The sequence below is a fragment of the Streptomyces sp. NPDC058001 genome, assembly GCF_042886315.1.
GTDB lineage: Bacteria > Actinomycetota > Actinomycetes > Streptomycetales > Streptomycetaceae > Streptomyces.
This window is the reverse complement of the sequence record NZ_JBHVQT010000017.1, coordinates 49,411-64,845: the sequence shown is the minus strand read 5'-3', so window position 1 is coordinate 64,845 and position 15,435 is coordinate 49,411. Positions and strand designations below refer to the sequence as shown.

18 protein-coding genes and 1 tRNA gene are annotated in these 15,435 nt (G+C 69.9%); 11 read left to right on the top strand and 8 right to left on the bottom strand.

Features of this window, described 5'->3' with window-relative positions:
- Window positions 1–105 precede the first annotated feature (105 nt).
- Window positions 106–672, top strand: a complete 567-nt coding sequence (locus ACFVT5_RS36305; protein WP_389897143.1) for a TetR/AcrR family transcriptional regulator — start codon at window positions 106–108, stop codon at window positions 670–672.
- A gap of 260 nt (window positions 673–932) precedes the next feature.
- Here the strand turns inward: ACFVT5_RS36305 and ACFVT5_RS36300 are convergent, their stop codons facing one another.
- Window positions 933–1,526 (bottom strand): exonuclease domain-containing protein, encoded by a 594-nt coding sequence (locus tag ACFVT5_RS36300; protein WP_389897141.1) that lies wholly within the window; start codon window positions 1,524–1,526, stop codon window positions 933–935.
- A gap of 326 nt (window positions 1,527–1,852) precedes the next feature.
- Here ACFVT5_RS36300 and ACFVT5_RS36295 point away from each other — a divergent pair, with 326 nt between their 5' ends.
- On the top strand, window positions 1,853–3,250 hold the full coding sequence (locus tag ACFVT5_RS36295) for a PepSY-associated TM helix domain-containing protein (RefSeq protein WP_389897139.1): 1,398 nt from the start codon (window positions 1,853–1,855) through the stop codon (window positions 3,248–3,250).
- Window positions 3,251–3,331: 81 nt separating this feature from the next.
- Here the strand turns inward: ACFVT5_RS36295 and ACFVT5_RS36290 are convergent, their stop codons facing one another.
- From ACFVT5_RS36290 to ACFVT5_RS36280, 3 genes are read right to left on the bottom strand one after another with little or no spacing between them, the layout of a single operon-like run.
- Window positions 3,332–4,207, bottom strand: a complete 876-nt coding sequence (locus tag ACFVT5_RS36290) for a class I SAM-dependent methyltransferase (RefSeq protein WP_389897137.1) — start codon at window positions 4,205–4,207, stop codon at window positions 3,332–3,334.
- Window positions 4,204–4,905, bottom strand: a complete 702-nt coding sequence (locus ACFVT5_RS36285) for a methyltransferase domain-containing protein (protein WP_389897135.1) — start codon at window positions 4,903–4,905, stop codon at window positions 4,204–4,206. Before ACFVT5_RS36285 ends, ACFVT5_RS36290 begins: the two co-directional genes overlap by 4 nt.
- 53 nt (window positions 4,906–4,958) lie before the next feature.
- Entirely contained in the window at window positions 4,959–6,191 is a 1,233-nt protein-coding gene (locus ACFVT5_RS36280; protein ID WP_389897132.1) for an acyltransferase family protein, read from the bottom strand.
- A 370-nt stretch (window positions 6,192–6,561) separates the two neighbouring features.
- Between ACFVT5_RS36280 and ACFVT5_RS36275 the strand changes: the two genes are divergently transcribed.
- Complete coding sequence (locus ACFVT5_RS36275; protein ID WP_389897130.1) at window positions 6,562–6,969, top strand: RidA family protein; 408 nt, start codon at window positions 6,562–6,564, stop codon at window positions 6,967–6,969.
- Window positions 6,970–7,048: 79 nt separating this feature from the next.
- Here the strand turns inward: ACFVT5_RS36275 and ACFVT5_RS36270 are convergent, their stop codons facing one another.
- Entirely contained in the window at window positions 7,049–7,891 is an 843-nt protein-coding gene (locus ACFVT5_RS36270) for an alpha/beta fold hydrolase (protein WP_389897127.1), read from the bottom strand.
- A 156-nt stretch (window positions 7,892–8,047) separates the two neighbouring features.
- On the opposite strand from ACFVT5_RS36270, the gene ACFVT5_RS36265 reads away from it, so the two are divergent.
- A complete protein-coding gene (locus ACFVT5_RS36265) occupies window positions 8,048–8,203 on the top strand; it encodes a hypothetical protein (RefSeq protein WP_389897124.1) in 156 nt (51 codons plus the stop codon).
- A gap of 57 nt (window positions 8,204–8,260) precedes the next feature.
- Window positions 8,261–8,755 (top strand): zinc ribbon domain-containing protein, encoded by a 495-nt coding sequence (locus ACFVT5_RS36260; protein WP_389897122.1) that lies wholly within the window; start codon window positions 8,261–8,263, stop codon window positions 8,753–8,755.
- Window positions 8,756–8,793: 38 nt separating this feature from the next.
- Here ACFVT5_RS36260 and ACFVT5_RS36255 read toward each other — a convergent pair whose 3' ends face one another.
- A complete protein-coding gene (locus ACFVT5_RS36255) occupies window positions 8,794–9,240 on the bottom strand; it encodes an anthrone oxygenase family protein (RefSeq protein ID WP_389897438.1) in 447 nt (148 codons plus the stop codon).
- A 120-nt stretch (window positions 9,241–9,360) separates the two neighbouring features.
- Here ACFVT5_RS36255 and ACFVT5_RS36250 point away from each other — a divergent pair, with 120 nt between their 5' ends.
- Both ACFVT5_RS36250 and ACFVT5_RS36245 read left to right on the top strand, forming a co-directional pair.
- A complete protein-coding gene (locus ACFVT5_RS36250) occupies window positions 9,361–9,936 on the top strand; it encodes a TetR/AcrR family transcriptional regulator (RefSeq protein WP_389897120.1) in 576 nt (191 codons plus the stop codon).
- Window positions 9,937–10,051: 115 nt separating this feature from the next.
- Window positions 10,052–10,747: a DUF2238 domain-containing protein gene (locus ACFVT5_RS36245; protein ID WP_389897435.1), complete on the top strand. Its 696-nt coding sequence runs from the start codon at window positions 10,052–10,054 to the stop codon at window positions 10,745–10,747.
- Between the two features lie 524 nt (window positions 10,748–11,271).
- On the opposite strand, the gene ACFVT5_RS36240 is transcribed toward ACFVT5_RS36245, so the two are convergent.
- Window positions 11,272–11,356, bottom strand: a tRNA-Leu gene (locus tag ACFVT5_RS36240).
- A gap of 181 nt (window positions 11,357–11,537) precedes the next feature.
- On the opposite strand from ACFVT5_RS36240, the gene ACFVT5_RS36235 reads away from it, so the two are divergent.
- From ACFVT5_RS36235 to ACFVT5_RS36225, 3 genes are all read left to right on the top strand, one after another.
- Window positions 11,538–12,884: a M20/M25/M40 family metallo-hydrolase gene (locus tag ACFVT5_RS36235; protein ID WP_389897118.1), complete on the top strand. Its 1,347-nt coding sequence runs from the start codon at window positions 11,538–11,540 to the stop codon at window positions 12,882–12,884.
- Between the two features lie 182 nt (window positions 12,885–13,066).
- The gene (gene chpH / locus ACFVT5_RS36230; RefSeq protein ID WP_389897116.1) at window positions 13,067–13,300 is read left to right on the top strand and encodes a chaplin ChpH; all 234 of its coding nucleotides are present in this window, start codon (window positions 13,067–13,069) and stop codon (window positions 13,298–13,300) included.
- A gap of 204 nt (window positions 13,301–13,504) precedes the next feature.
- The gene (locus ACFVT5_RS36225; RefSeq protein ID WP_389897113.1) at window positions 13,505–14,314 is read left to right on the top strand and encodes a chaplin; all 810 of its coding nucleotides are present in this window, start codon (window positions 13,505–13,507) and stop codon (window positions 14,312–14,314) included.
- Between the two features lie 95 nt (window positions 14,315–14,409).
- Here ACFVT5_RS36225 and ACFVT5_RS36220 read toward each other — a convergent pair whose 3' ends face one another.
- Entirely contained in the window at window positions 14,410–14,598 is a 189-nt protein-coding gene (locus ACFVT5_RS36220) for a DUF5703 family protein (protein ID WP_389897110.1), read from the bottom strand.
- A 47-nt stretch (window positions 14,599–14,645) separates the two neighbouring features.
- Between ACFVT5_RS36220 and ACFVT5_RS36215 the strand changes: the two genes are divergently transcribed.
- Window positions 14,646–15,404: a hypothetical protein gene (locus ACFVT5_RS36215; protein WP_389897108.1), complete on the top strand. Its 759-nt coding sequence runs from the start codon at window positions 14,646–14,648 to the stop codon at window positions 15,402–15,404.
- Window positions 15,405–15,435 lie beyond the last annotated feature (31 nt).

Below are 15,435 nucleotides of genomic sequence, written 5' to 3'. Positions count from 1 at the left end.
GCTCGGGTCGCGCGGGTCGCTCTCTGACTAAACGGCGGGGCCCACCGTTTAGTGGGCGCTACGATATGGCGGACCCCGCCATTTAGTAAACCCGGAGATGACGTGATGCCCGACAACCAGCGCGCGGACGCCCGGCGTAACTACGCGCGGATCCTCGCCGTCGCCGAGGAGGAGGTCGCCGCGCACGGCGCCGACGCCTCCCTGGAACAGATCGCCCGCACCGCGGGGGTCGGCTCGGCGACCGTGCGTCGGCACTTCCCCACCCGCCGCGCACTGTTGGAGGCGGTCTCCCACAAACGGATCGAAGCCCTGAGCGTCCGCGCCCACGACCTGACCGGTAAGGGCGACAGCCGGAGCGCGCTACTGGAGTGGCTGAGTGACGTCGTCGCCTACTGTGTCGCCGCACGGGGGCTGGCAGCCGCGCTGGTCTACGACGGGGCCGCACCCGAATCGGTCCACGAGAACGCCTGCTCGGCGAGGCTGGAAGAGGCGGGCCACCCCTTGCTGCGCGACGCCGTGCGGGACGGCGCGGTGCCGGCGGGCGTCACCGTCGCCGACCTGATCACGCTGGCCGTCGGCATCGTCCTCGCGACGGAACAGCACCCGGACCCCGCCGCCGCGGCGGAACGGCTCTTCCGACTGGCGGTGGCGGGACTGAGCCCACAGATCTGACCCGAGCCGACCCGAACTGTCACGGTCCGGCGGGAGAACCCTGTGGCATGGCCGGGAACTTCATCGCACTGCCGTAGTCGCCGAACCCGACGGATCGCACGTCGCCGAGTACGACGTGTTCCTGAAAACGAAGGAGGCGTCACGGCGAACGAACTCCTCAAGCGCATCAGGGTCTTCCACGCTCCGCCCGGTCCCTGAACGGTAGATTCCGAACTCCACCGAGAACCCCGGAGAACGCAGCCGGCGCTACCCGTGTCGGGCTATACGCACCCCGCCGGCAAGGTCGCCCCCGTGGTGCACAGGTGACGGAGGGCTGTTGCGAGGGAATGGCAGTCGAACAGGGCCGAATGCTCCGCGCCGGGCGCCGGTTTGGGTAGGGAGAGTACTTGCCAGAGGCGGCCCACATTGACCGGGGCCGTTACGGGGGCGATCGTGTTCAGCCATGGTCTGATATTCAGGAACTTGGCGTCGAGAAATCCGTGCTTGACTTCTTCGCCGCGGGCCCGTGCCCAGCCCACGTTCTCCCCGAGAACTACCATGTCGTTTCCGTAGGAGAGTACGGACTGTCCCCGACAGAATCCCAGGAAATCGCCCAGTGCCTCCGCCGGTGCGACGCCTTCCCGGTCCACCGTCTCCTGCTCGATGCCGGTGAGTTCGGTGAAGTAGGGGGAGAGTTCCGGATTGACCAAGGGGCGGACCAGCGCTTCGTACTCCTCGACGACGGTGAAGTCCTCGCTGAGACGTAAGGCGCCGATCTGTACGATCTCGCGCAGTTGTCCCGGCGCCGACCAGTCCCGCTCCAGCGCTCCCGACCACGACGTGAATTCAAGGTCGAATACAACGAAGGTCGACACGGCGGTATCTCCTTGCGTGGATCTCGGCTTGCCGTCCGGGAGTCTACCGCTCGCCGTCACGTCACCCGTGAGGCTCCCCGTAAGCCTGAATTCGCGTCGCTTTTCAGGGCGTTGCCGAACTCTCGCCGCCCCACCCTTTCCTTAAGGGAAAGCGCACGCCTTGTTTGCGCCCGCGGCACCCTGCGGCCCTCGCCAAGTGGCCTACACCACACCCCCCTTCCGGAACTCATCCTCCTACTTGGCCGACTGGTCCGGTGTCCGCTCTCCCCGCTCTCCCCGCTCTCCCCAGTGTCCCCAATATCCCCAGTAGTCCCAGGAGAACCCCTATGTCTGTCCTGCGTCCGCTGGTGCTGCGTCTGCACTTCTACGCGGGTGTGTTCGTCGCACCGTTCCTCCTGGTCGCCGCGGTGACCGGACTGCTGTACGCCGGCTCGTTCCAGGCCGAGAAGTTCGTGTACGCCGATCAGTTGCGGGTCCCGGTCGGCGCGGAGCGACTGCCGGTGTCCGAGCAGATCGCAGCCGCCCGTGAGGCCCGTCCGGAGGGCACGATCAGCGCGATACGTCCCTCGCCCGAACCGGGCGCGACCACCCGGGTCCTGCTCACCGGCGTCCCCGGAGTCGCCGAAGGCCACACGCTGGCGGTCTTCGTCGACCCGTACACCGGGAACGTCCTTGGTGCGCTGGAGAGTTACGGCTCCACCGGGGCGCTGCCGCTGCGTACCTGGATCGACGAGTTGCACCGCGATCTGCACCTGGGCGAGTCCGGCCGCCTCTACAGCGAGTTCGCCGCGAGTTGGCTCGGGGTGATCACCGCCGGCGGTCTGGTGCTGTGGTTCAGTCGCCGCCGGGCACGCCGTACCGTGCGCGGAAGCAGCGGCCGGCGTCGGAGCCTGGCGCTGCACGGCACTGTGGGCGCCTGGGCGGCGGCCGGGCTGCTCTTCCTCTCCGCGACCGGACTGACCTGGTCCACCTACGCGGGCGCGAACATCGACGACCTGCGGACGGCGCTCGGCCACAGCACCCCGTCGGTGTCGGCGACCCTGCCCGGAACCTCCGCCCCGTCCTCGGACGGCGACCACGGCGACCACGGGACGACCGGCGGCGCCACCAACGACGGAGACACAGACACCGGCACCCGTACCCGTACCGGCACCGACGTGGACGCCGTCCTCAACGCCGCCCGTGGCGAAGGGCTTTCCGACCCCGTCGAGATCGTCCCACCCGCCGATTCCTCCTCCGCCTACGTCGTCCGGCAGATCCAGCGGAGCTGGCCCGAGAAGCAGGACTCCGTCGCCGTCGCCGTGGACCCCGGCAGCGGTGATGCCACGGTCACCGACACGCTGCGCTTCGCGGACTACCCGGTCCTGGCCAAGCTGACCCGCTGGGGCATCGACGCCCACACCGGGAACCTCTTCGGCCTCGCCAACCAGATCGCCCTGGCCCTGCTCGCTCTCGCGCTGATCTTCCTCATCCTCTGGGGCTACCGCATGTGGTGGCAGCGCGGACGCGGCGCCGCCTTCGGGCGTCCCGTGCCCCGGGGCGCGTGGAGTCGCGTACCCCCATACGTCCTGGTGCCCTGCGCCGCCGGAGTCGCCGTACTCGGATATTTCGTACCGCTCCTCGGCATACCGTTGGCCGTCTTCCTGACCGTGGACGTGATCCTCGGCGAGATCGCCCACCGGCGGGGCAGACGCGCGGACACCTTGACACCGCAGGCGAGTTGAGGTCGGGGCGAGGGGGTGGCCGCACCCGCTCGCCGCAGACCTGGTCAGCCGGCGGGCCGCTTCCCCCAGACGAAGACCTGGTCAGCCAACAGGCCGCTTCCCCCAGACGAAGACCTCGGTACCGGGCTGGAGTTCCGAGAAGCGGTCTGTCGGGGAGACCTCGCGCAGCAGTCGGCGCAGGTCTGTCTCGAAGGCGCCGCGCTCCGTGCCGAACAGATGCGGGGCCGACGACGACAGCGAGAACACCCCCGCGACGACATCGTCAGCGGTGCGTTCCAGCGGCTGCCCGCCGGGTACGACCAGGCGCCGGGGGCCGGAGAATCCCGCGCGGGTGAGTACCTCTGCCTCGCCGCCGGGCGTGCCGTGCGGCAGCACCCCGCGCCCGGCGCGCCGGACGGGGCCCAGATAGCGCCTGACAAGCCCGTCGATCGCCGCGTAGGGCACCGCCGTGTACGGGAGTTCGTCTGCGGCCCGGCGTACCGCCGTCAACTGCTCCGCGTTCATGTGCTCCGCTTTCAGGTCCGAGACATGCACCAGCACCCCGCCCGGCCGGAGCATGTCCCGTACGGTCGCCGCCACCAGATCGCGGTCCATCCAGTGGAAGGACTGACCGAAGGTCGCCACGGTGAACGTCCCCAGCCCGGCGGGCAGTTCCTCCGCCCGGACCCGTACCCACCGCGCCTTCCCGGTGGCTCCCACCTCGGCGGCTCCCCGCGCGGCCTCTTCGAGCATCCCGCCGTCCGGGTCGACGCCGACCACCTCACGGAACAGGGGCGCCAGCGCGAGTGTCAGCGTTCCCGGTCCGCACCCCACGTCGAGCAGCCGCCCTCGACGGTTGAGCCGCAGGGCCTGGGCGAGTACGTTCACGAGGCCGGGGGCGTACGGGAGTCTGCCGCGCCGGTAGTAGGGGGCCGCGCCCGAGAACAGGGTGTCGTCCCAGTTCCAGTCGCCGATCACGGCTGGGGGCGGCGGAGCCGTGCGGCGAGGAAGCTCGGCTCGTTGCCCAGCTTCTCGTACCGGGCCTCGTCGACCTCCCGCAGTCGGGCCAGCGGGCGGGGCTCGACCAGGCGTTCCAGCGCGAAGCCGGCCGACAGCCACTCGGTCACGAGGGTTTCCAGGGTCAGGCGCTGGTAGCGGATGCTCAACGACGGGTCGGGGAGCGGGTGGTCGACCCAGCTCTCGTCGAAGTAGGAATTGCCGTGGTGGAGCCACTCGGCCGTGGGGTGGGTCGTCGACAGCACGAGCCGTCCGCCGGGCCGCAGGACGCGCAGCAGCTCGGAGAGCAACTGCTCCCGTGCCGTGAGGTGGTGGTGGACGAGCGCGCACACGGCCACGTCGAAGCAGGCGTCACCGGCGAAGTCGAGCGGTTTCTCCAGGTCGTGCGCGCGCAACTCGGCCCGGTCGCCCACCCGTTCACGCGCGTGCCCCAGCAGCGTCGTGCTCCCCTCGATACCCGTGACGACGGCTCCCCGCTCCAGCAACGCCTCGGTGTAGTGCCCGGCCCCACATCCGACGTCCAGCACCCGTGCCCCCGTGACATCACCCACCAGGTCCAACACGGCGGGCCGGTCGGTGAAGGCGTTGTAGGGGCTGGTGCCGGCCATCTGGGCGAAGTGGTCGCCGACCTTGCCGTGGTACGCGTTCCCGGAAGACATCACGCCAGCATCCAGGCTTCCCGCCGCAACGGCCAGGGCACCGGGTCACCGGGTCACCGGTTCCCCGCATTGCGCAGCCGGGCGAACGACGTGTCCAGGCCCCGCTTCAGGATCCGCGACACCGGTTGCTCCACGAAGCGGTGGACCAGCCAACTCGCGATCAGGAAGGCGGCGATCACGGTCGCGACAAGGAGCCGGGCGTCCATGGAGTCCCGGAAGTGGTGGATCAGCGTCGTACCGGCCACGTAGTGCATCAGATACAGCGGATACGTCAGAGCACCGGCGGTGACGAGCCACTTCCAGCGGACGCGGTCGGTGAGCCCGATCGCGATCGCCACCATGACCAGCAGGAACCCGGTGAAGATGAGTACGCTGCCGCGCCAGCCCGAGACGTGCTCGACCTGGTCGATACGGTGCCCCAACTCCAGTTGCCCCATCAGCCACGCCATGCCGAGGATGCCCCACAACAGCAGGTCCTGGCCGAACCGGTGCATGAGGTAGAGCGCGAGCCCGGCGATGAAGTACCAGGCGCCGGACGGGTTGGCGACCAGCGTCAGCAACTGGAAGTCCGACACCGGCGCGAGCATCGCTGCGGCACCCCACACACAGCAGAACACGACGACCTTCCGGTACGTCAGCCCCGTGGCGACGACCAGCATGAACAGCAGGTAGAACCGCAGCTCCGACCAGAGGGTCCAGTACACGCCGTCGACGTTCGCCACACCCGAACCGGACTGCAGCATCGTGAAGTTGAGCAGGATCTCGCGCAGCGGTTGCCGCTCCCACACGCCGGGCAGCGCCACCAGGACAGCCGTGGTGAGGACGATGGCGAACCAGTAGGCCGGGTAGAGGCGGATCACCCGCGAGACGAAGAACTGCCGTGGGGTGCGGCCCCAGCACGACATGCAGATCACGAAGCCGCTGATCACGAAGAAGATCTCGACGCCGATCCAGCCGTAGCTGGCGAACCGGAACACGTTCGGCATGATGTCGGACACCGGCCGGTCCCAGATCACGTTGCCCGGCTGGTCGACCCGGCTCGTGCCGGCGTAATGGTGCACGGCCACCATCAGCGCGGCGATCAGACGGATGCCGTCGATGGCGTACAGCCGGCTTCCCTCGCGTCCGCGGACGGCGGTGTGCCGTGCCGTCGTCCGCGCGGTCCGCGGCGGCTGCTCGGGTCCGGCGAGTGGCGGCAGCGGCTGCCGTGCAGCGCCCACCACCCGCCTCGGTATCGGTATCGCTTTCAGCGCACCACCGTCCGTGCCGCGCCCCGGCACACGCATCCGACACCTCCAAGGAGAGAAACCGCTTCCACGCGGCAAACAGGACAGCCGACGCTACGGGCAGCCTCAACCGCCCCAGAGGGACAAGACGGCAGCATTCAGCACACTTCCGGTGCACAGTTGCGCCAAGCATCTCCGTCGGGACGGACAGTGTTCGCCGAGATTTCGCTTGACGGTCTTGCGGTCACTTGTGCAACCCCCGTGGGGCCACTCGTGGAGGGTCATCGCTGGGTTGCCGCTGGGTCACCATCAGGTTCCCCAGTCACCGAAAAGTGCGTTCTTCCACGTCAGCGGTCACTCTCTTATGGTTTCCGAGTAACTACGAGAGACCGGGGTGCCCACCCGGTCCGGTGACAAGGAGACGTACAGCATGGCCATCACCCTGGTGAATCCCGCCGGACTGCCGGAGATCGACGCCTACCGGCAGGTGTCCGTCGCGACCGGCTCGAAGCTCGTCTTCGTCGCCGGGCAGGTCGCCTGGAACGCCGACGGGGTCACGGTCGGCGAAGGCGATCTCGCCGCCCAGGTCGAACAGTGCTACCTCAATGTCGGCACCGCCCTGGCCGGGGTCGGAGCCTCCTTCGACGACGTGGCGAAACTGACCGTCCACGTCGTCGACTGGACCCCCGACAAGATGCCCCAGTTCCTGGCGGGGCTCGCTCGGGCGTCAGTGAAGCTGGGGATCACCCCGGTCCCGCCGGCGACGCTGCTGGGTGTCGCTGCACTGGACGTACCGGAGCATCTGGTCGAGGTCGAGGCCACGGCGATGATCGACTGATCCGGGGCGATGCGCGACGGATCTGACCGATCTGACGGTGCGCGTCCGGGCCGCTCGCCCCCTCGCCCTCGTCCTCGCCCTAGCTCTCGCCCCTCAGCACCCGCCGCAGTGTCTCGGCGAACTCCTTGGGCTGACCCATGAAGCCGCCGTGGTCTCCGGGGAACTGAGCCGGCTCAGTACCGAGCCGCTGGGCCAGCGCGAGGGAGGTCCGGTAGGTGACGAGGCCGGACGATTCGGCACCGATACCGACGACGACGCGGGCCGGGCCGGTCGTCAGTGCGGGGAAGTCGGGCAGGTAGCGGGCGGTGCCGCGCAGTTCATGGAGGAAGAAGCGGGCGCTGTTGGCGAGGTCCTGTTCCGAGGGCTCGCCCTGCGGCGGAGTGTGGGCACCGCCGTCCCCGTCACTGTCCCCGTCCCCGTCCCCGCCCCCGACGTCGAACCCGGCATTCGCCATGAACGCCCCCCACGCCGCCCCCACCCCGTCCCGGCGGAAAGTCGCGATGATGCCCTCGGTCGCGGCCCGCTGCTCGGCGACGTCGGGAAGCAGTTCCAGCAGCGGAGGCTCGTGCGCGACGAGCGTACGTACCCGCCCGGGATGCCGTGCGACCAGCGCCAGCCCGGTCACCGCGCCGCCGCTGCTGCCGAACACGTCGGCGGACTCCGCTCCGAGCGCGCCCAGGATCGCGGCGGCGTCGTCCGCGCGCAGTTCGGGGGTCGAGTCCTGCTCGGGGTCGTCGAGGGTGCTGCCCGAGATGCCCCGCGGGTCGTGCGTGACGACGGTGTAGTCGCTCGCGAGCGCGTCGGCCAGCGGCGCGAACGACCCGGCGTCCATGGGCGCTCCGATGATGAACAGCAGCGGTCCCGCGCCCCGGACTTCGTAGTGCAGGCGCGCGCCCGGGACGGCGAGAGTGTGGGTGGTCATGACGGTCGTCCTTCCTGAGAGGTCGTCCGCGATCACGGAGACGCGATCACGGGGACGGAAGGGGGGACTCCCGCCGACGGGAAAACTCATCGGGCACCGACGCCGTCGTCGCCCCTGGCCCGGCTCTTCGCGCTGTCCTCGGTCTCCGGCCTGATCGTGCTCGTGGGCAGCGCGGGCACCGGCTCATTCCTGGACACCGGCCTTCTCCCGGCCGTGCCCTGGCTCGCCCTCGCCGTGGTCCCCCTCGCGTCGATCGCCCTGCTCCCGCGCGCCCCGCGCCGACAAGGCGGCATGCAGCAAGATGGCATGTAGCGAGGTGGGCGGGGATCGCCTGAGGGCCCGCCCGTCGTCCGTCCCAGGGAGGCACGGTTGTCCACACACGAGACGTCCCGGGTACTGGTGGACATCGACACATGTGTCGCCGGCGCGCGGGAGGCGGAGCGAGGTGCGCTGTGGCGGTTGGCGGAACAGGGCCGGCAGCTCGATGCCAACCTGGTGAGGCTGCCCGCGGGTGCCGAGGTGACCGGGCACGCCGAAACCGAACTGGACGTGCTGCTGGTCGTCGTCGCGGGTGAGGGCCGGCTCGACAACGGGGTCGAATCGCAGGCCCTGAAACCGGGTGCCGTGGCGTGGCTACCGAGGACGAGCCACCGCGCTCTGGTCGCGGGGCCGGACGGTCTCGCCTATCTGACGGTGCACCGGCGGCGGTCTGGGCTGAGCATCGGCGGGAGCAGCGGGTCGGCGGGCGGTGCGGCGGAGGGTGGCGAGGCGGCGTGCGCCCTGGACCGGGTCTGCCCGGCCTGCGGCGCCCTGCGGGCGGAAGCCGGGGCCCGATTCTGCCCTCGGTGCGGCGAAGAGCTGTGACCCGGGGCTCGGGACCCGGTCGCCGAGCCGCCGGAGTGTCACAGCAGGGCGATGGTCAGCAGGACGAACGCCGAGACGATGACGCCGACGCGGACATAGTGCAGACGGTCCCAGCGGCCCAACTGCCGCCGCCAGTCGGCCGGGACGCTGTCCTGCGTCCACCGCGCGACCCGTGAGTTGATCGGCACCAGCAGGGCGATCGACATCAGCACGCTCAGGACGAGCAGGGCGGTGGCCGTCACGACGAGTCCGGCCCCCGCGTCGCCCCATGCCGTGGCCGCCCAGGTCGCGCCGAGTACCACCGAGCCGATGTACCAGAACGGCATCACCTTGCCGAGCATCCGGGCGCCGTCGCTACGGGCCGCGAGGCCGCCGTCGCCCGGTAGCCGATCGAGTATCGGGTTGATGAACGCCGCCACCGCGAATTCCACGCCGACGAGCAGGCCGACGACCACGACCGTGAAGACGGCCAGTGTGTCGGCCAGTGTGTTCTGCATGGTGCCTCCCGAGGTCCTGGCGCTTTCGCGTTTTGCTAGCGCCGCTAGCGATTGATTCGATGCTAGACATGCCGATGCCCGATTGTCTAGCGGTGCTAGGGTCCAGGTATGTCGGTACAGGAACGCAAGGAGCGTGAGCGGGCCCACCGCCACCAGTTGATCGTCGCCACGGCACGTGAACTCGCCGAGTCCCACGGCTGGGACGCCGTGACCACGCGCCGCCTCGCCGAGCGCATCGAGTACAGCCAACCTGTGCTCTACAGCCACTTCCGCGGCAAACGGGAGATCGTCGGGGCGGTGGCCCTGGAGGGGTTCGCCGAGTTGACGGCCGCGATGCGGGACGCGGTCGTGGGTCGGCCGGAGGGGCGGCCCGCGGTCGCCGCGCTCGCCGGGGCGTACCTCGACTTCGCCGAGCGCAACCCCGCGCTGTACGACGCGATGTTCCTCCTCGACACCGGCCTCCCGTTCGCCGACGCGGCGACACCGGCGCCGCTGCGCGAGTCGTTCGGCGTCCTCCTCGACACGCTCGGCCAAGTCGCGGGGGACGCCGAACCGGCCCTGTTCGTCGAGGTGTTCTGGTCGGCGCTGCACGGCCTGATCACGCTCACCCGCTCGGGCCGCCTGCCCCGCACCGAATCCCCCCACCGACTCGACCTCCTGCTGGACCGGCTGGTGGGCCCCTGAGCGGTACGACGGGTGCCGAACCGGTATGCCCCCGAAGGGAATTGAGTACCGGTACTCAGGTCCGTGCGGCGGGGCCGCCGACACCATGGCGGACATGCGATCGAAGCAGTCCGTCATGTCCGTCGCCCGGCCCGCCCCGGAGCCACGGTCCGCCCCCGCCCCCGCCGTCCAGACGCCCGCGCTCACCGCGCGGGTACGAGGCGCCCGTCGGCTTCCCCTCGTCCTGTGTGCCGTCGTCGTCGCGGGGCTCGTCCTGTCCGCGTGGCATCCGAAGGACCCGACCACCTGGCTGCTGGAGACCGTGTGGGTGCTGGTGGGCCTGCCCCTCGCCGTTCTGCTGCGCAAGCGGTTCCCGCTGAGCGATCTGCTGTGCTGCCTGCTGGCCGCGCACGCCCTGGTCCTCCTGGTGGGCGGCCACTACACGTACGCCGAGGTGCCGGTGGGGGACTGGGTGCGCGACGTGCTCGGTCTCGACCGCAACCCCTATGACCGCTTCGGCCACCTCATGCAGGGATTCGTCCCCGCCGTCCTCGTACGGGAGATGCTCGTCCGCACCTCACCGCTGCGCGGCAGCAGGTGGCTGGCCCCGCTGACCGTGTGCGCCTGTCTCGCCTTCAGTGCGGTCTTCGAACTCCTGGAGTGGCTGGCGGCCGTCTCGGGCGGACACGCGGCCGACGCGTTCCTGGCCACTCAGGGGGACGTCTGGGACACCCAATGGGACATGTTCTGCGCCCTGATCGGCGCGATCGTCTCCCTGACCCTCCTCAGCCGCCTGCACGACCGGCACCTGGACCGACTCCCGAAGCCGTGACGCCCGAGTACGCTGCGCGGCTCGACCCGGCAACGGAAACGGAAACGGTGCCGACCGGAGTTCGATCGGCATGCACGATTTCTTGCCAGCCATGACGGGTGGGAGTTCGGGGACCGGCGCCAGTTCTGCCGCTCCTCATCTCTCTGCGCCGGCCGCTCGTCACCTACCAGGTTCCCTGGACGGACAGGCGCCAGGAGTTGGAGGCAGTGTGGTGCGCTTCGGCGCCGGTGAGGGTACCGGCTCCAGGCAAGGCTGCGGTCAGCCCGGCCGGCCCCGGAGGTGTCTCGTCGCGGTGAACAGTCGTAGTGATCCCGCCCGGTGGTGAATCCAGCGAGGGCACGGTGGCCCACCGCCGCCGCGCCGTCCATATGCGCTGACGACCCTCCCGCACCGGGTCCGGCTGACCGCCCGTCAGAACACCGGCACCGAGCAAGATCCCGATCACGCAAAACAGCTCCCAGCGCGGACGAATCGCGCTGGGAGCTGTATGAATCTGACCTGGGTGTCCGTTGAAACACCCGAAGTGTCCGAGGGGGGACTTGAACCCCCACGCCCGATAAAGGGCACTAGCACCTCAAGCTAGCGCGTCTGCCATTCCGCCACCCGGACCGGTGGTGCGCCGTGGTCTCCCTCGGCGACGGGGAAACCATAGCAAAGAATCGGACGGCCCTGATCACCCCGCCCGCCGGGCGTAAACAGCGCATGACGGGCCGGGACCGGCCTTGGGCGCGGGCGGCCGGAGAGGGAGGATATGGGGAACCACCAGCGGCGTCAGCGGGAGGAAACCAACGTGAGTGAGTCGAGCAGGGCCGGCGAGTCCGGGCCCGTCTCCAGGTCCGTCTCCGGCGAGGACGAGGTCGTCGACCTCTGCCGCGAACTGATCCAGATCGACACCAGTAACTACGGCGACCACTCGGGACCCGGTGAGCGCAAGGCCGCCGAGTACATCGCCGAGAAGCTCGCCGAGGTCGGCCTGGAGCCGAAGATCTTCGAGTCCCATCCGGGCCGCGCCTCCACGGTCGCCCGGATCGAGGGCGAGGACCCCTCCCGCCCCGCACTCCTCATCCACGGCCACACCGATGTCGTACCGGCCAACGCGGCGGACTGGACGCACCACCCGTTCTCCGGCGAGATCGCCGACGGCTGTGTGTGGGGCCGGGGCGCCGTCGACATGAAGGACATGGACGCGATGACCCTCGCGGTCGTCCGCGACCGGCTGCGCAGCGGGCGCAAGCCCCCGCGGGACATCGTCCTCGCGTTCCTCGCCGACGAGGAGGCCGGCGGTCTGTACGGGGCGCGGCACCTGGTCAACACGGAGCCGGACCTGTTCGAGGGCGTCACCGAGGCGATCGGCGAGGTCGGCGGATTCTCCTTCACGGTCAACGAGAAGCTGCGGCTATACCTCGTGGAGACCGCGCAGAAGGGCATGCACTGGATGCGGCTCTCCGTCGAGGGCACGGCGGGCCACGGCTCCATGACCAACAACGACAACGCGATCACCGAGCTGTGCGAGGCCGTCGGGCGCCTCGGCCGCCACCAGTGGCCGGTACGCGTCACCAAGACCGTACGGTCCTTCCTGGACGAACTGTCGGACGCGCTCGGTACTCCGCTCGACCCGGAGGACATGGAGGCCACGCTCGCCAAGCTCGGCGGTATCGCCAAGATGGTCGGCGCCACCCTGCGCAACTCGGCCGCCCCGACGATGCTCGGCGCGGGCTACAAGGTGAACGTGATCCCCGGCGAGGCCACCGCCCATGTCGACGGCCGTTTCCTGCCGGGGTACGAGGAGGAGTTCCTCGCCGACCTCGACCGCATCCTCGGACCACGCGTCAAGCGGGAGGACGTACACGAGGACAAGGCCCTGGAGACCAGCTTCGACGGCGACCTCGTGGACGCCATGCAGACCGCCCTCCAGGCCGAGGACCCGATCGCACGCGCCGTGCCCTACATGCTCTCCGGCGGCACCGACGCCAAGTCCTTCGACGACCTCGGGATCCGCTGCTTCGGCTTCGCGCCGCTCAAGCTGCCGCCGGAGCTGGACTTCGCGGGCATGTTCCACGGCGTCGACGAGCGGGTGCCGGTCGACGGACTCCAGTTCGGTGTCCGGGTCCTCGACCGCTTCATCGACGCCTCCTGACGGGCGGACGCCCCTCGCCTGCCCCGAATAGTGAGCTGAAACGACACTCCAATAATCGCCAGTGTGTACGGGGTTGACTTGAAAGGGTGAATCCGACCATACGCTCGTAGCTCCATTACTCCTTCCTCGTTACAGGTAGTGCGGTCCGAGGTTTGGGACCGCATTGCCAACAAGGAGGAATAATGATCAAGAAGGTCGTCGCCGCAGCGGTTGCCACCGGTGGACTCGTGCTCGCGGGTGCGGGCATCGCCGCTGCCGACGCCGGTGCCCAGGGTGCCGCCGTGAAGTCTCCCGGTGTGCTCTCGGGCAACGTCATCCAGGCGCCCATCCACGTGCCGGTGAACGTCTGCGGCAACACGATTTCCGTGATCGGGCTGCTGAACCCCGCCTTCGGCAACGCGTGCGTCAACAAGTGACGCCGCGCCTCACTCGGTGAGGCTCTGGTCCTGGCCCCGGAGTGCGTGCCATGCACTCCGGGGTCGCCGGTTCTCCCCGCGGTTCTCCGCGTACGCGTGACGAGGCGCGTGCGCTTTCCGGAAGTGATTCGGAAGCGATCCGGACGTGATCCGGACGTGATCCGGAAGCGACAAGGCGACTAGGCGACAAGGCAGGGAAAGACATTGCGACAGGGCACCCGCAAGGGTCTGATCACCGTGGCGGCAGCGACGGGTGTGCTCGCCGTGACCGGTGGTTACGCCCACGCGGACTCCGGTGCGAGGGGCGCGACATCGGGCTCACCCGGCGTTCTGTCCGGGAACACCGTGCAGGTCCCGGTGCACGTCCCGGTGAACGCGTGCGGCAACACGGTCAACGTCGTCGGGCTCCTCAACCCGGCGATGGGCAACAAATGCGCCAACACCTCCGGCGGTCACCACAAGCCGTCCGGCGGCTCCCAGACGGGCGGTCACGCCAGTGACTCACCCGGCGTGGGCTCGGGCAACCACGTACAGGTCCCGATCGACGTCCCGGTGAACGTGTGCGGCAACACCGTCAGCGTCGTCGGCCTCGGCAACGCGGTCACGGGCAACGAGTGCGGCAACGGGGGCGGGGGTACGGGGCACCACCCTCCGGGGAAGCCCGGAAAGCCGGGGGAGCCTGGGGAGCCGGGTAAGCCCGGTAAGCCCGGTAAGCCCGGAGAGCCGGGGGAACCCGGTCACCCTGGAGAGCCCGGTGAGCCTGGGGAACCGGGCAACCCTGGAGAGCCCGGCACCCCCGGAGGGCCCGGCACCCCCGAGAAGCCCGCCGGACACGCCCCCACCGGGCCCGGCACCCCGAACCACCCCGGCACCCGTACCGTCACGCGGCCCCAGGCCACCGACCAGCTCGCGCACACCGGCAGCGGTCTCCCGCTCGGCGCCGCCGTGCCGCTCGCCGCGGGCGCGCTGCTCGGGGGCGCGGTGCTCTACCGCAAGGCCCGCGCGCAGGCGTGACGCGTGATGCTCGCGTGACGCACGCGCGCGGTCACCGTCGGTGAAAACGGAGGGGCCCCGCACCGCGGGGCCCGATCCGTTTCAGCCTCTTTCCGTCACCAGGTGGCGCGTGCCTGGCGGATGATCCGCCGGCGCAGTCGCACCCTGCGGCTGCCGTCTGGATCCAGTCTGAGACGGTCCAACTCCCAGTGTCCGTACTCCGCATGGTCGGTCAGCAGGCGCGTCGTGTCCTTGCGGGACACTCCGCGCGGGACGTACACGTCGACAAATTCGTATTCCGGCATCGCATCTATTGTGCGGGCACCGGCCCGGTACGGATAGCGTCTGCACTATGTCTGATGCTGCGCAGCCCACGGCTGCCGAGGTACGCGCCGCCGCCGAGGCGGTCAAGGCCGCGCTCGACCGCCACCTTGCGGCGGTCGAGCTGAGGTCGGGTGAGGACGACACGGCCGTCTACGAGGCGTTCAATGAGCTGGCTGTCGCGGCCGAGGAGTACGACGAACTCCTCTACGACCGCTACGACGAGGTCACCCCCTTCGAGATCCCGGGCACCGAGGACGCGCTGCCGCCTTACACGGGACCCGAGGAGCCGAACGCGCTCAGCGTGCTGATCCGCCGCGACTACGCGGTGGTGGAGCCGCAGCGGCTGCTGGCACAGGCACAGCGCGTGGAGGCGGCCGAGGCCGAGGGGGCGGGCCCGTCCGACGCCGCGGGCTCCACCGTGCACGGGGCGCTCGGTGTCCTCTTCGGCGAGTTCGAGCCGGACGAGATCGCCTCGCGACACAAGGAGTTCGGTCTGGAGGAGGGCGACTCGACGCTGTGGGTGACCGCGGCCGACGAGCCCGCCGAGCCGGGGGAGTGGCTGGAGAACCCCTTCGAGCAGGCCGACCCGCAGCATGTGGTGTGCCGCTTCGACGTCAGCGCGGTCTTCGACGACGAGTCCGACGACGACCTGGACACGGATCTCGACGCCGATCTCGACACCGATGCCGACCCGCGCCTGCGCGGAGACCTCGACGCGGGCATCGACTCCGAGGCCGACATCGAGGCCGACGACGAGGGCCTGGAGCGCCTCGACGCCGACCGCTGACCCCCGCCGCCGGCCGTGCCGGTGACACACG

Bases quoted from the DNA above. Each gene is read 5' to 3' on its own strand.
- ACFVT5_RS36250 (WP_389897120.1), top strand. From the start codon at position 9,361: ATGTCGGTACAGGAACGCAAGGAGCGTGAGCGGGCCCACCGCCACCAG.
- ACFVT5_RS36295 (WP_389897139.1), top strand. From the start codon at position 1,853: ATGTCTGTCCTGCGTCCGCTGGTGCTGCGTCTGCACTTCTACGCGGGT.
- ACFVT5_RS36245 (WP_389897435.1), top strand. From the start codon at position 10,052: ATGTCCGTCGCCCGGCCCGCCCCGGAGCCACGGTCCGCCCCCGCCCCC.
- chpH (WP_389897116.1), top strand. From the start codon at position 13,067: ATGATCAAGAAGGTCGTCGCCGCAGCGGTTGCCACCGGTGGACTCGTG.
- ACFVT5_RS36220 (WP_389897110.1), bottom strand. From the start codon at position 14,598: ATGCCGGAATACGAATTTGTCGACGTGTACGTCCCGCGCGGAGTGTCC.
- ACFVT5_RS36305 (WP_389897143.1), top strand. From the start codon at position 106: ATGCCCGACAACCAGCGCGCGGACGCCCGGCGTAACTACGCGCGGATC.
- ACFVT5_RS36215 (WP_389897108.1), top strand. From the start codon at position 14,646: ATGTCTGATGCTGCGCAGCCCACGGCTGCCGAGGTACGCGCCGCCGCC.
- ACFVT5_RS36270 (WP_389897127.1), bottom strand. From the start codon at position 7,891: ATGACCACCCACACTCTCGCCGTCCCGGGCGCGCGCCTGCACTACGAA.
- ACFVT5_RS36275 (WP_389897130.1), top strand. From the start codon at position 6,562: ATGGCCATCACCCTGGTGAATCCCGCCGGACTGCCGGAGATCGACGCC.
- ACFVT5_RS36285 (WP_389897135.1), bottom strand. From the start codon at position 4,905: ATGTCTTCCGGGAACGCGTACCACGGCAAGGTCGGCGACCACTTCGCC.
- ACFVT5_RS36280 (WP_389897132.1), bottom strand. From the start codon at position 6,191: ATGCGTGTGCCGGGGCGCGGCACGGACGGTGGTGCGCTGAAAGCGATA.